This window comes from Carboxylicivirga marina (assembly GCF_016612505.1).
GTDB lineage: Bacteria > Bacteroidota > Bacteroidia > Bacteroidales > Marinilabiliaceae > Carboxylicivirga > Carboxylicivirga marina.
Genome location: NZ_JAENRR010000007.1, coordinates 49,058 through 63,779, shown reverse-complemented (window position 1 = coordinate 63,779; position 14,722 = coordinate 49,058). Strand labels below are relative to the sequence as shown.

Annotated in this window: 11 protein-coding genes; 6 read left to right on the top strand and 5 right to left on the bottom strand. The window is 38.2% G+C overall.

The features are described 5' to 3' along the window. Nucleotides 1-178: 178 nt before the first annotated feature. Both JIV24_RS04460 and JIV24_RS04455 read right to left on the bottom strand, forming a co-directional pair. The gene (locus JIV24_RS04460; RefSeq protein ID WP_200463814.1) at nucleotides 179-859 is read right to left on the bottom strand and encodes a hypothetical protein; all 681 of its coding nucleotides are present in this window, start codon (nucleotides 857-859) and stop codon (nucleotides 179-181) included. Nucleotides 860-989: 130 nt separating this feature from the next. After that, on the bottom strand, nucleotides 990-2,852 hold the full coding sequence (locus tag JIV24_RS04455; RefSeq protein ID WP_200463813.1) for a helix-turn-helix domain-containing protein: 1,863 nt from the start codon (nucleotides 2,850-2,852) through the stop codon (nucleotides 990-992). A 245-nt stretch (nucleotides 2,853-3,097) separates the two neighbouring features. On the opposite strand from JIV24_RS04455, the gene JIV24_RS04450 reads away from it, so the two are divergent. From JIV24_RS04450 to JIV24_RS04440, 3 genes are all read left to right on the top strand, one after another. Further along, entirely contained in the window at nucleotides 3,098-3,739 is a 642-nt protein-coding gene (locus JIV24_RS04450) for a hypothetical protein (RefSeq protein WP_200463812.1), read from the top strand. A gap of 510 nt (nucleotides 3,740-4,249) precedes the next feature. After that, nucleotides 4,250-4,606 (top strand): helix-turn-helix domain-containing protein, encoded by a 357-nt coding sequence (locus JIV24_RS04445; RefSeq protein WP_200463811.1) that lies wholly within the window; start codon nucleotides 4,250-4,252, stop codon nucleotides 4,604-4,606. A gap of 110 nt (nucleotides 4,607-4,716) precedes the next feature. Beyond that, nucleotides 4,717-5,340: a hypothetical protein gene (locus tag JIV24_RS04440; RefSeq protein ID WP_200463810.1), complete on the top strand. Its 624-nt coding sequence runs from the start codon at nucleotides 4,717-4,719 to the stop codon at nucleotides 5,338-5,340. 248 nt (nucleotides 5,341-5,588) lie between these two features. Here the strand turns inward: JIV24_RS04440 and JIV24_RS04435 are convergent, their stop codons facing one another. Next, nucleotides 5,589-7,895: a family 20 glycosylhydrolase gene (locus JIV24_RS04435; RefSeq protein ID WP_234445703.1), complete on the bottom strand. Its 2,307-nt coding sequence runs from the start codon at nucleotides 7,893-7,895 to the stop codon at nucleotides 5,589-5,591. Nucleotides 7,896-8,254: 359 nt separating this feature from the next. Between JIV24_RS04435 and JIV24_RS04430 the strand changes: the two genes are divergently transcribed. The 3 genes from JIV24_RS04430 to JIV24_RS04420 all read left to right on the top strand — a co-directional run bounded on the left by JIV24_RS04430 (nucleotide 8,255) and on the right by JIV24_RS04420 (nucleotide 12,727). Then, entirely contained in the window at nucleotides 8,255-10,498 is a 2,244-nt protein-coding gene (locus JIV24_RS04430) for a peptidase U32 family protein (RefSeq protein WP_200463809.1), read from the top strand. 706 nt (nucleotides 10,499-11,204) lie between these two features. Continuing rightward, nucleotides 11,205-12,056 (top strand): GNAT family N-acetyltransferase, encoded by an 852-nt coding sequence (locus JIV24_RS04425; RefSeq protein WP_200463808.1) that lies wholly within the window; start codon nucleotides 11,205-11,207, stop codon nucleotides 12,054-12,056. Between the two features lie 2 nt (nucleotides 12,057-12,058). Continuing rightward, on the top strand, nucleotides 12,059-12,727 hold the full coding sequence (locus JIV24_RS04420) for a DNA alkylation repair protein (RefSeq protein WP_200463807.1): 669 nt from the start codon (nucleotides 12,059-12,061) through the stop codon (nucleotides 12,725-12,727). 21 nt (nucleotides 12,728-12,748) lie between these two features. Here JIV24_RS04420 and JIV24_RS04415 read toward each other — a convergent pair whose 3' ends face one another. Continuing rightward, nucleotides 12,749-13,819 (bottom strand): BamA/TamA family outer membrane protein, encoded by a 1,071-nt coding sequence (locus JIV24_RS04415; RefSeq protein ID WP_200463806.1) that lies wholly within the window; start codon nucleotides 13,817-13,819, stop codon nucleotides 12,749-12,751. Between the two features lie 121 nt (nucleotides 13,820-13,940). Then, the gene (locus JIV24_RS04410; protein ID WP_200463805.1) at nucleotides 13,941-14,549 is read right to left on the bottom strand and encodes a lipid-binding SYLF domain-containing protein; all 609 of its coding nucleotides are present in this window, start codon (nucleotides 14,547-14,549) and stop codon (nucleotides 13,941-13,943) included. Nucleotides 14,550-14,722 lie beyond the last annotated feature (173 nt).

Sequence of the window (14,722 nt, the reverse complement as noted above, 5' to 3'; positions counted from 1 at the left end):
GTAAAATTGCTTTTAAAAATAAATATACTACTCCACCTATAGGCACCCCTCCCGGAATTCAGGAGGGGACATCTTTTTTCGTTCTCCTCTAAAAAAAAGAGGAGAATCACGAAATAGGGAAGAGCTTAAAATGCTTAAAAGCAATTGCCGTGATAGTGAGATTTGCTTTAGATATAATCTACTTCACCTTGTATTTGCCTTGACCAACACCGTTGGGGCTTAAATAATCATCAGGCATTATGGCCGGAATAAAAGGATTATTACCATTATTTACCACTTGAGTAATAATCAAATCGGGCCAGTAGTACGACTCTTTGCCAATTTCTTCACCTTCCTGATTATACCAATAACCGCCATCCAGATAATCGCTGCCTTTTCTGGCAACTAATCGTCTGACATGGGTCCATTGTTCTGACATGGTATGTAATTTATATTTGAATACTATCCATGCATCTGAATCTACCCAGGTATCAGGATATTGTCCTTCTTTGGAGAGTAAATCTTCATTCCATTTCATCATTAATTTACAATCAATTAGTTCGCCTGGCATAATATGGCTAAAATAAGGGTATTTCTCCATTACTTCATTCCAGAACTGATCTTCCTGTCCATTATAATTCATCTTTTTATAATGAGGCATGTATTTAAATACAGGGTCGGCAAACATGGCATTTATTAAATAGCCTTCAAAAAGATGAGCCCTATAATTGAAACCCCATTCATCAAAACCAACCGACACTGATTTTAGTATTGTATTTGTGTCGGTTGTTGTTTCTGGTTCTATTTCGGCATCTTGTGTACAAGTGGTCAATAATAAACCGATAGAAACCAATCCGATAGATAATCTGAATCTTTTCATTTGTACTGATTTTAAGTGGTTAATATTTTGTACAAATATCTTTCAGACGATTGATTATAACATATCAAATGAAGCGCAATATTGATGTATTTATGACGCATTTGTTACAATTATGGCGCATATTGCTTGTTTATCGCTCAATAATAATGTCTAGCTCAGCCACTATTTTTGTAAATTGTGTGTGGTTGTAATAGGGTTTAAAAACAGGACTTTGTATTAGCATAGGCAAATCTTCATTCTTAAATTTTAGTGCCAAATCTAAATATTCAATAACGCCATCGTCCAAATCAACCAATGTATGGGCCATGGCAATTATTGATGGATTGGAACAATATAATTTTGAACCACCAGTAGCCTGTGTTAGCCAGTAATTAATTGAAGTATTAAAGTCGTGACCGTTGAAATATTCTGCCATAGCATGGTTGCCCATTATAGTGTGTAGTTCTGCCCATGCTTCTTTTGCTTTTTCTCTCTCTCCTTTCAGGTAATAGCTAAAACCAATTCCGTTCCAGGCAAAACCGTAATCAGGGTAGAGCTCGAGTACCTGTTTGTATTTTTTAATGGCTAAGTCATACTGGCCTGTAAATTCATAGCGTTCAGCTAAGAGGCAACTTATATGAGGGTTCAGCGGATCAAGTCTTTCAGCTACCAATGCTTCTTCAAGTGCTTTTTTATAATCCCCCTTTGTTGTCCAATACTTGGTTAATAAAATATGGCCGTATGGATTATTTGGGTTAAGCAACAAACCTTTTTCTGCCATGGACTTCATTCCTTCCCAATCCCAATCATATTTGCCCAGAATATTCCCTTTTGTGATGTATGCCTCCGCTAACGATTCATCCAGTGACAATGCTTTAGCGATTGCATGGGTAATAGCTATATGGCTTTCGGCTCGGTTGCTTAATTTATCCTCCTGATTAGGTATCAGTTTGTTCATAATAATGTAGCATTCTGCAAGGGTGATATAGGCAGGAGCAAAGGTAGAGTCGATACTTATTGATTTGCTAAGGTATTCAATCGCTTTTTTTACTGATTTGGGATTTTGTTTTTGCCAGAGATATTTTCCTCGACAGTAGTAATCATAGGCTTCAGAATTGATTTTACTTTGTCGTTTGACGTGTTGTTGAGGATGAATAGCCACATGTATTTCTTCAGCTATTTGAGTGGAAATGCTCTCGGCTAATTGAATTATATCAGAAGACTGAAAATCGTATTTATTACCCCAAATATGTTTTTCATGTGGAAATGGTTCAATGAGTTGTACAGTGACTCGTAATCCGTCCTTTCCGTATATGACAGAGCCCTCCAAAAGTAATTCAACGTTTAGTTTTTTGGCAATGTCGGCATATAGCTTAATAGAATCCTGAAATAACATTGACGAACCGCGCGAAATAACTCTTAAACCCTTTAATTTTGATAGTTCAAGAGTAATGGCATCGGTTAATCCTAAGACTAAATATTCTTTGCTATGGGATTCGGATAAATCCAAAAGAGGAAGTACAGCTATCGAGGTGAATTGCGGTAAGCCAGATTCTTCTGAGTCTGATTTTCTATTCAAAAATGGTTGTGTAAGCAATATAAGTACTAAGATAATGATGATGGATAGAAGGGTAATTATTCTATAGTTTTTTTTGCTTGCAATATGCTGAGTAGGCTCAGTTAAGGCTTCTGGGTCCTTTTTGAAGTCACCGGGTGTGATTCCAAAGTGCTTATGAAAGCATTTATTAAAATAAGAAGGATTGCAAAATCCTACCTGATAGGCAATTTCGGAAATAGACAGTTCTTGTTCTTTTAGTAAACGAAGCGATTCGGTGAGTCTGATTTTACGTATTAGAAAATTAGCCGACTCACCTGTTTGGGATTTAACCTTACGAAATAATTGAGAACGGCTTAATTGTAGTTGTTGAGCTAATTCGTTTACGCCGAATAATTCGTTTTGTATGTTGTTGAGAATTATATCGGTCACTTTGGAAATGAAATGGTTATCAACCATGTTGTATAATTCTTAATTTGACAATACTATAAGTTAAGGCAGAAGCCAAGAATTGTAAAGAGGCGGTTAACCTTTCGTTATGCCTTACTATAATTTGTAGAATTCAATAATACGCTTGCTTAAAATGGTAAATAAGATGCAGTATATGTGCTTGTACTTAGCCATAAAAGATATATTTTTGAATGATGGGTGGTTTTACAGTTGGTATTATCGCCCTTTTTATTTGTCATTATATCCCGAATAATATGAAGAGTATTGCTTTAGGAAGCTTCTTGTTATTACTTGTTTTTAAGTTGAGTGCTCAGCAAGAGTTTTACCGGGAAAATGGTGGGTTATCCATAACCTATGGTCATGCCAATAGTAATGAAGTGGGTCGTTTTAATTCGGTTGGTTTGGGTTTTGTCTTTCCAGGCGGCTTTGCCATGGGCGTGGCCAGTCAGCAAATTGGTGAAGAAGTAAAGCCACAATTATACATTGGTTATCAATCACCCTATAAACCAGATAAAGCATATATGCGCACCAACATGCAACTGGCTTACACTGCTAATTCAAAAGCAAATATATTTTCCGGATCTTGCGGTTTATCCTACATTTTTAATGCCACCAGTCAATTGCCTACTTCACTTAATGGTGCTTTTGGTTTTCATTATATCAGTTTCAAAAATAAAGATGATTTTGGTTTTGGACAAAGCGCTTCAGATGTGTTACCATATCTTGGAGCTTCCATTAATCAGGCTTTGTTTTCAAACCAATTGTTTAGTCCTGTGCTTGGTACAGGTATAGGACACGATTTTCAACACCGGCATACGAATTACCTGCTGCACCTGAGCATTAATATCAATTTTAGTGGACAAAGAAGTGTTATTGCCAGTGATGCTAAAACTTGATTACGACGTATTTCTCACACTGAAAGGTCGGTTTATGCATGCCCAATGCAAGGTTATAAGGTTTATAAATAGGGCTGTAAGCCCAGCTTATTATTAAGCGGCCTTTTCAAGGCGAAGGATTGCAAAGTGTGTCAAACCGAATGCGTTGCATTAGGCTGACTTAAATTTGGCATTCAGCCAATTAGGCTAATTATTTTCATCGAACTCACGTTAATTTATATCGCAGATTAAGAGGGCATCCTATAATTACTTCTTTTGCCATATAAGTTTGCGTTATAGAGAACTCTACTTTCTTCAATGCGAATTAACAGTTCTTTAATATCTATTATAATTGATATAATAGATAATATGACTTACCGGTTAATGAAATACGTTGACTGAATAAGAAATCATCATCGCGCAATGATTAATATTATTGAAAGAATGAAAGATATTATTTTCCAGACAGATATTTTAATCACCGAAATAAATACTTATTTTTAAAATAATAATAACCAATTTATCCTTAAGATGTTAGAATATGATTTTACACGCGTGATGAAAGCTCGCGGTATTGATAAACCTTTCAAGTTTCTTCGACAAGCTGGTTTCTCAGCAAATTTTGCCTCAAAAATTAAGAATAATCGTGTCTTACGGCTCACCACAGAACAGCTTGAAAAATTATGCCTCTTGTTTAAATGTACGCCCAATGATCTAATGGTTTGGACGCCTACAGATTCTGCACATGTTGATGACCATCCGCTCCATAAAATTCGGAAATCAGATGTGCAGGTAGATATGCTCAAAACGATAAATTCTATTCCACTTGAGCATTTGAGTCGTATTAACCAACTGATTAAATCGGAAATTGAGAAGAGTGATGGCTAGCCCTTTGCAAACTTAGCATCTGAATGTTGTCGTTGTGTGAACAACAGCAATACAACGCAACCATCCAATGTAATAGTCGTCTTCATATTAGTACTTTATCAAAATTGTGTATGCAAAAGATTTACCTAATACTTATCACCTGCTTGATAATAGCATGCGATAAGGATGACTCCCATTTTCTGCTTGATATAACTAAAACATCATCTTTTAGTGGAACATTACATACGGTTAATTCTGATAATACCTCAGGAACAGTAGCTTTTACAATTGAAAATGGTTCTTACCGAGCGTGGACCAATTTACCATACGGCCGTGGGGCAGGCACCTTAGAAGTGAACCATAAAACCATTAGTTTTATTGATACTTTGTTTTTAATTGTTCCTGCTAATTATGGCCCATCATATGTTCCATCTGGTGACTATCGTTATCGTTTTGATGGTTACAATTTAAACTTATGGAGTGAAAAAGATAATGGTAGTGTTCGATATAATCTGGTTATGTCTGATTGTGATGAGGCACATGCAGGTGTGTTAAGAGATTTGACAAATTTTGATGGATGCGGATGGGTAATTGAGCTTTCGAATGGACTTACATTGGAACCTGTTAATCTCAATGATTTTGATATTGAATTAGAAGACAATCGGTCGGTTTGTGTTCAATTCCACGAAAGAACCGATTTAGGCCTTATTGCATGCGAGGAACTGTTGTTGAAATCGATTTTATTTAATGAATAGGAAAGTGATGCCGTTTAGTCAATAAAATGAGCTTTATTTTCAACTGCGCTTCAACAATGCTCTTTATTGATTCTACGACATTTACCATTGTAAATACAAATTTCGCTTAAGGCTCAATTTGAATAACAATTGGTATTATTTGACGGGATTGTTTTGTGCACCCTTATTTCTGTAATGCGCGAATTATATTATTAAAAAAGCACTTGCCATTTGGTAAGTGCTTTTCTATTTGTTTCAATACAAATTTTCTAGTGACTTAAATATTCAGTAAAACTGCTTACTTTTTCGCCGTCTGGAGTTATAACATGTAGTTTAAGGTTCTCACCACCAGTTGCTTCAAAATAAACAATTTTAACAGGGTATGTGCCTGTTTTAAGAGCCAGGTTGGCTTTCTTGTAGGCCATACCGTGGAAACCATCGTTATCAATCACCAATTCATTATTCATATAGAATTGAGAACCATCATCAGAACCTAAACTAAATTGGTATAAGCCTTCTTCAGTAATGGTTACCATGCCTTCCAATACCAAGCCAAAGTGATCGAATGGCGCTTCTTCAGGAATAAGAACATCCGCTACAGTAAGGTTTTTTCCATCGGCTTTAAGGACATCGGCGCACGATTTAAATTTGCCTGTGGCCATTTTACATGACAAACCTTTGTTGTCGCCTTTGGCAGCTTTCCCCTCAATGTATTGAAGACGAACAACCGGAATTTCAAGCACTTCACTGGTTTCACCTGTTTCATTGATGGTAACAGCCTTTACTATGCCTTCTTCTGACAAGGTGATAGGCCCTACATAAACACTAGAGTTTTGGTTAGGCTTTGAACCATCAATGGTATAGTAGATTTCAGTGCCAATTGCAATGTTCTGAAGTTCAAGTGTTGTTGGTTCTACAAACTCTACTTTATCAACCGATGCAATAGGTGATAAGACCTTGTTAAAGTAATTCACATTCAATGCATCCAGACGCTCAAAATGTTTTTGTAATCGATTGGAGAATTGATCAAAATTACGTTGACTGTAATCCAGCCATCCCATTTCAGCAATGGCGCAGGCTCTCGGATAAGCCATGTATTCAACATGTTCGCTGGTTGGCATATACTCAGTCCATATATTTCCTTGAACACCAATAATGTAATTTGCTTCTTCTGCTGACAGAGATTCTGGTATCGGATTGTAAGAGTACACCTTGCTGATTGGTAAAAATCCACCAATAGCTAGTGGTTCGCTGGCCGGTGTATTCTGGTAATAATCAAGGTAAACATGCGAGTTAGGAGTCATAATCACATTGTGCTTTTGGCGAGCTGCTTCCACACCGCCTTTGATGCCTCTCCACGACATCACCGTGGCATTTGGAGCCAATCCACCTTCTAATATTTCGTCCCAGCCAATGATTTGTCGACCGTGACTATTCAGAAACTTCTCTGCTCGACTTATAAAATAGCTTTGCAGCTCATGCGAGTCTTCGCAATGCTCTTTTTTCATACGTGCTTTACATTTCGGACATTCGTTCCAGCGTGCTTTAGGGCACTCATCACCACCAATGTGGATATATTCAGAAGGGAATATGTCCATCACTTCAAGCAGTACATTCTCGAGGAATTCAAATGTTTTTTCGTTTCCTGCACAATACACTTCCTTAAATACACCCCATGTTTTAGCTACTTCATATGGTCCGCCTGTGCAACCTAATTCTGGATAGGCGGCCAAGGCAGCCTGTGCATGGCCTGGTAATTCAATCTCAGGGATGACTGTAATGTGTCGTTCGGCGGCGTATTTTACAACTTCACGAGCTTCTTCCTGAGTATAAAAACCACCATATCGTTTACCGTCATATTCTTCAGGGCGACTGCCGCCATGTCCCACACGCGTTTCATCACGATACGCTGCTACTTCGGTTAGTTTGGGATATTTTTTAATTTCAAGTCGCCAACCCTGGTCTTCAGTCAAATGCCAGTGGAATACATTCATCTTATGAAGTGCCAACAAGTCAATAAATTTCTTTATAAAATCAACCGGATAGAAATGGCGACCGACATCGAGGTGTAAGCCGCGGTATGAAAAACGAGGTGTATCATTGATTTCGGTTGCAGGAAGAAGCCAGCTAACCTTACTAAGCTCTTTACTTTCAATTGAAGCAGGTAATAACTGACGAATCGTTTGAAAGCCGTAAAACAAGCCAACAGGGTTATTGGCTTTGACTAGAACACCATTAGGAGTAATGGATAACTGGTAGCTTCCTTCAGCACCCTTTATTTGTTTATCTTCTATAAAGGTAATGGCACCTTTCGTTAATTCAGTGCTTTCTGTTTTTTCCACTTCAAGCTTGTAGACAGATGCCGGAGAAATAAAATCAGCAAAGAACTGAGCAACGAATTGTGTGTTTTCACTTCCATTGAACAATACCTTCGTCGTGTTATTTATTTCAAATGTTCCTTCCTTTTCTTCGAGGCTTGAAGGATAGGGTACTAGATTGTACTCATTTACTGGCTTAGTACAGCTTGCAAAAAGTAGCACCATCAAGCTAATGATGGGTAACAAATTCTTAGTCATATGATGTAATTTAAATTGATTTATTTCACTATTTTTAGTCTAAATACATATTTCGTATGCCTACTTGCTTACAAATATACCTTTCAATTAATTTTTAATAAAGCATTTTTTGTTACAAAACGTTTTTTTTAATATCCACGACTACCCGTTAGGTGCATAAGTAAATATAAATGCAAAGTCGTAGTTTACTCTATTTGGGATAGTAATGCATACCAAATAGTCGAGATGACTAACTTACATGGGAATTAAATACCACAGTTGATGGGGGGTGATTGTATATAATATCGTTTACCAATTATCGTCCCGTCCTGAATAACTTTTTGTTAGCTTCGCATCTTAATTGATTTTCAAAAAAATAGATGGCACAAAAAATTGAATTATTAGCCCCTGGTGGCGACATAGATGCGATAAAAGCAGCCATTGCTTCAGGAGCCAATGCTGTGTACTGCGGACTTAACAAGTTTAATGCGCGTAACAGGGCAGCCAACATTACTTTCGACGATTTAAATGGCCTCTTACGTTTGGCTCATCAGCACCAGTGTCAGGTGTTTATTACCCTTAATATCATTATTGTTGAAAGTGAAATACCCGATCTCATCCGTTTGCTCAATAAGTTGGTTAACACCAGTATCGATGGTATCATTATTCAGGACCTGGGCTTATTCTATATCCTGAATAAGTATTACAGCAGCTTAATGATACATGCTTCTACGCAGATGACAACGCATAATGAGGGGCAAATCAAATTTCTGAATCAATTAAAGGCAACGCGTGTAAATCTGTCGCGTGAATTGAATATCAATGAAATAACAGAATTAACACACGCGGCCCATCAGCACAATATGCTCACCGAAGTATTTGTGCACGGCTCTTATTGTATTTCATTTTCGGGCTTGTGTTACATGAGTTCTTTGCATGGTGGTAATTCGGCCAATCGGGGTCGTTGCAGCCAGCCGTGTCGCGATCAATACCAAACAACTTCACAAGGCATTGAGTTTCCGCTAAACCTGAAAGATAACTCGGCCTTTGCTGATATCGCTGAGCTGGCAAGGGCGGGAGTAGACTCCCTAAAAATTGAGGGGCGCATTAAAAAATACCATTATGTGTACCTGGTGGTTGAGGCCTATCAAAAGCAACTGAAGCGTTGGTATAATAATGAAGCATTGGAATCATCAGATGGCATGCTTTACAAAGTATTTAACCGCGATTTTACCAACGGCTTTCTCAGGGGCGATATTCATCAGCAAATGTTTATTGAGAATCCACGTGATTACTCATCGACCCATTTGGCTAAATTAAAGGATGATTTTTCAACTGAAGGCATTGCACGGGCAGAAGAGGCGCTTTACAGCGAAAAAGGCCTTTTAAGGCAGGGAATTAAGCGTGAGATAGATGCTTTAAGTGTCAATAAAGCACCTTTAGCATTAGTTTTATCTGGGCAGGTTGGCAGTGCCTTAAAAATAGAAGTTAAAACACCAGAGCATCATTTTGAGTTAATTTCAGAAGTGAGATTGATGAGCCATGGCATTAAAGCATTGGATGAAAAACAATTGATGACTCGTTTTAAAGCCATAAATGATACCGAATATTTTATTGAAAGTATCGATTTAAAAGATATACAGTCCAATGCCTTTCTGCCTTTTAAGGAATTAACGGCCTTAAAGAATCGTTTACTTTACATTATCAATGATTCTCGTAAAACATATGTGGCGGTGCCTAAGCCAGCACTCAACAAAACAAAGCCTCAGGAAATTGAACCAACGCTTTCGGTAATAATTGATGCCGAAGAAGATGTAGAGTTATTAAAGAATAGCAATGTTGATCTCTATTATAAGTTACCCAATCACATCGCTCATCAAGCAAACGAACTATTGGACTTATTTGGCAAGCACAAATGCCTCATTCCCTGGTTTCCAACAGTGCTGATTGGCGATGACTATGGGGATGCCATTGCTTTTCTGCAGCAACTACAACCACAGCGACTGGTGACCGACAATACCGGAATTGCCTATGAAGCCAATCAAATGGGTGTGGATTGGGTGGCTGGTCCTCAACTCAATATTGTTAATTCGTATGCTTTACTAACGCTGCAAGAGAATTTCAATTGTGCGGGTGCTTTCATCTCCAATGAGATTAACCGCCAACAAATCAGAAATATTACCAGGCCCGATGATTTTCAATTGTATTACAGTATTTTTCATCCTATTGTGCTGATGAGTAGTCGCCAGTGTTTGTTTCATCAAACCATCGGTTGCGAAAAAGAACGAATGGACGAGGATTGCCTGATATCGTGCGATAAGTCGGCTACATTGAGTAATCTGAAAAACACGACTTTTACCATTGATAAAAACAAAGGGGAATACAATCATATTTATCATCAGACTCACTGTTTAAATACCACTATCAACAAGGATATACCGAATACCTTCACCAGCTTTTTTATTGATTTAAGAAATATCTCAAGCACTACTAAACTAAGCTCGAATAAGAAGCATCTAGTGACACTTTTTAAGCAGCACTTACAGGGTGATAAACAAGCAGAGCAGGATTTAAAGAAGTGTATTTATCCAAGTAGCAATGGGCAATACAATACAGGATTGTAAGTCGCATCAATTGAATTTAACTTTCATAACCATCTGCCCACTTCGTGGTACTCCTTTAAAAAAATAGGAGAGGTGCGGCAGACCAATGTCGTTTAGTTAAGGAATTATATACTCTTGAGTGAACATTACACAGTCTAGATTTTTTTCCCCCATCGCCTGCGGCACTTCCCCAAGGGGAAGATTTGATTGGCAGTTGGGCATATATTCCAAAAATGCAAGCTGTACATAAATGCTCCACTTGGGGAGCTACCCGTAGGGTTGTGGGGGAATAATTAACGCTTAACTAAGTGACGTTGTGTTGACAGGCAGAGCGTATATTATTTTAATGCTATTTACTCTGGTTAAGAATGTATGGCAACCGCATTTAATATGATTTTTATTTTTGTATTGCATAATACCGACATAAGCAACGTAGTTTGGGACCCATTGACATAAACAGAGGGAAGAAAAATTTGACACCAAGCTGTTAATCTTTAAATTATTGCGATAAATGAATTCAGTATCAAACTTGTTAGAATAATGCTGAATGAAGCAATAATCTAGCAGTAATTTTTTCCGAAGAGTTGTCTTAAGGGAAGCCTCAACGGCTTGAGTTGTAAAACTATTTCTTAGTTGAGATTGCCATAGTGAAGAATGTTAGCAAACCTGAGTTTTAACTACAATTAGTATCTTGTCATAACGTTAATCATTCAGATAATCACTACACATGCACATTCATTCCCTTAAAGACAGCAGTTTTGAGCAAATACATGATGCTTTCAGCACTGCTTTTGCCGATTATGAAATTCAACTTAATAAGCAGGAATTAAAAAACATGCTGCAGCGCCGAGGCTTTGTACCTGAATTGTCTTTTGCCGCTATGGAAGGTGAGGCCATCGTTTCGTTTACACTGAATGGGATTGGTGATTTTAATGGCCGCAAAACAGCTTATGATACCGGAACTGGTACTATTCCTGACTTTCGGGGGCAAGGTTTGGCTACCAAAATATTTGAGTACTCCATTCCATACCTTAAAGAAGCAGGGGTGCAACAGTATCTGCTGGAAGTATTGCAGCACAATACTAAAGCCGTTAATATCTATCGGAACATAGGCTTTGAAGTGAGTCGTGAGTTTAACTATTTTGTAAGGGACGCAAAAGAACTGAGTATTCCACAGGGTAATAAAAACGCGTCTGTAAGTATTCAAGAGATTGGGATAGAGGCGTGCATGTCTTTGCAAAATCACATGGATTTTCATCCATCGTGGCAGAATAGTTTTGCAGCCATACAGCGTCAAAAGGATAAGTTTATTGTCTTTGGGGCTTTTTATCAAGGCAACCTAGTTGCTTATTGCATTCTTGAATCCTGTTCTGGCGATATTACCCAATTGTTGGTTAAACGAGAATGTCGCAGGCAAGGGGTAGGGACAACACTTTTGAAGGCGGCTATTGAACGCAATGAATTCAGTTCTGTAAAAGTGATTAATACAGATGTTCATTGCCAGTCTATTACTGCCTTTCTAAATTCCTTTAATATACCAGTGAGTGGTAAGCAGTTTGAAATGATTAAAACTCTATAATAATGCATGAGTTTATCAGGACTTTAGAACAGGAGTATGAGAAACATCAAAATCCGACAATTGCCTTGGAACAAAAGGCCTATATGCGTCACCAGTTTGACTTTTACGGTTTAAAAGCCACCGAAAGACGTGCCATTCAAAAGCCTTTCCTGGTGGCTAAATACCTTCCGGCTAAAAGTGATTTGCATACCTTGGTAAAAGCACTGTGGCAAAAGCCACAACGTGATTTCCAGTTGTTTGCTCAGGAGCTGGTGTTTAAATACTGCAAGCAATTTGAGAAAGGAGATATTGCTTTACTGGAATACATGGTGGTTCATAAATCATGGTGGGACACCGTGGATTATATCGCCTATAAACTGATGGGAGCGTATTTCGTTTCATTTCCTGAAGAACGACAGTTGTACCTTGATAAGTGGCTCGCTTCAAACAATCTATGGTTACAACGATCTGCCTTGTTGTTTCAGTTAAAATACAAAGAGGAACTGGACACTGAACTATTAACCACAGCGATTAATTCTTTACTCGGCTCTAAGGAGTTCTTTATCAATAAAGCCATTGGCTGGATATTAAGAGAATATAGCCGTACAAACCCGCAGTGGGTTATTGATTTTGTTGATCAAACGGTACTGAATACCCTCAGTAAAAGAGAAGCCTTAAGATTGATCATGTAAGTTTATTGCAAAGGCATATTATTAAAATGCCTGATTGACTTTTAAGTAAAAAGAAATATCACCTTTGCTGGTGTGCACAAAATCAAGACGAAGATCAACACCTGTTACCTGTTGTAACATATAGCGTACACCCAGGCCTTCGCAAGTGTACCAGCCATCGTCATCTCGTGAGTTACCTTCAAAACCGTAGGAGCCACCTGATAGGTTGGCGAGTCCAAAGAAGGCCACAGCTCTGAAGCGCGTGTTGTTGATGGTGTACCGGTATTCGGTTTGTGCACCTGTTTGGTATTTGGCTTTAAACTGTCCGGCCGGATAGCCTCTTAACTGTGTTTTACCCGATAGGGTAGGTAGTCCGTTATCTGGTGCTTTATCGGAACTGTAATGGCCGTAAAATTGTGATGCCCAAACATCATTATCTTTAAATCCTTTGGCATAATAACGGGCATCAACAATAAGCGCACCATAAGAATTATCGGCACCCAGCCAGTTAGGATTTGTATTTACGCGAGCGGTAATCCATGCTGCTTTTGAAGGAAAATATTTGTTTTTGCGCGTATCGTAGCTTACAGCCACGCCAATACCAGCTGAGTTTTCATCAGTGATGCCATTACCGGTAATGAAGTCTTCGCCACTCTGGTTATTGGGTTTGTATTCTAATCGCTTATAACTTAATGGTGTTCCAAGGTATATTTGATTTGCTACCCTGAACATTAATAACTCGGTTACTATAACCGTGTTGATATTGTATTCTACATCACCATATGTTTTGTCGCTAAACTCATTATTGATACTTGAAAAAACAACTTGGGTGGAGGATAAGAAACTATTGTCTTTTAACCACAAGTTGTTTCTGGCCAGAGCATTGTAACTTTTAGTGGTAGTATATTGCCCTTCAACCAGAAGTTGCGATTTGGATGCCGAGCTTTCATCACCATCGTAAAGAAAGGATGAAGAGACGCCAAATCCCCAGCCCATTAATGGTGTGCTGGTAATTAAGGGAACAATTCTAAATGCTTTTTCAGTTTTAGTGGTGTCAGATTGGCTAAAAACCAAAGTCGGTATGATTAGTAAGGAGAGGAGTAGTTTCTTCATAATAGGGTTTCTTAAGCGTTAAGAACGTGGCTGTTTATTGCGGGTGCTTGATATAACAAAGCCATGCTGCGCTTTATGGATAGTAAGCGTTCGCATGGCTTGATATTTTTACTGTATGTTATTACTTAGCATTCAGTTCTTCAGAAACAACAAACTTGGTGCCCTGAACTGTTGCCTGCACTGCCAAACCTTTATCGGCAATCTGATACAAGGTAACGCCTTCGGAAACTGTCATTCCAACTGCCACAGAGCCGCCTTCACCTTCTTTGCCTGTATCGGCTGTGGCATCGGCTTGTGTGTCGGCAGACCACCCGTTTATCAGGAAGTTATCATAGGCTGATTGGTTGCTAAAAAGAAATACTGCATAGTATTTTTTGAATCCAATGCCAATGCCAGCTCCCAATGATATCATTTTTACATATACTTCTTCACCGGTTACATTATTATGTGCCTTGCCACCTCCGTTGCCTGAGGCCAAAACAAATAAGTTAACACCAGTATTCGCAAATGCGGCATAACCGTAGGATTTACCCATTTCTGCTTTTGAAGTGGGGTAGGCTTTGTACATTTCCTTCACAGCCTTTGTCTTGTTGTGTTCAAATTTCTTACGCTGCTTTTGAATTTTCTTTTCTTTCTTGGCGTCCTTTTCCTGGGCAAAGGTTGTTGGCACTGAAACAATAAATATGGCAATCATCAAAGAGGCCATAATAACACTGATTTTACTTTTCATAGTGAGCATGTTTGATGTGAGTTTGATTACTATCTTTTAAAATTTGAAATACAATTATTGTAATTGAAGTAGTGGTTATTAATACTGTAATGTAAAAACATGCCTATCAAAAGTCAACTATATGCAATAAAACAATCAAAAAAAAGCGCTTACCAATCGGCAAGCGCTTTTCT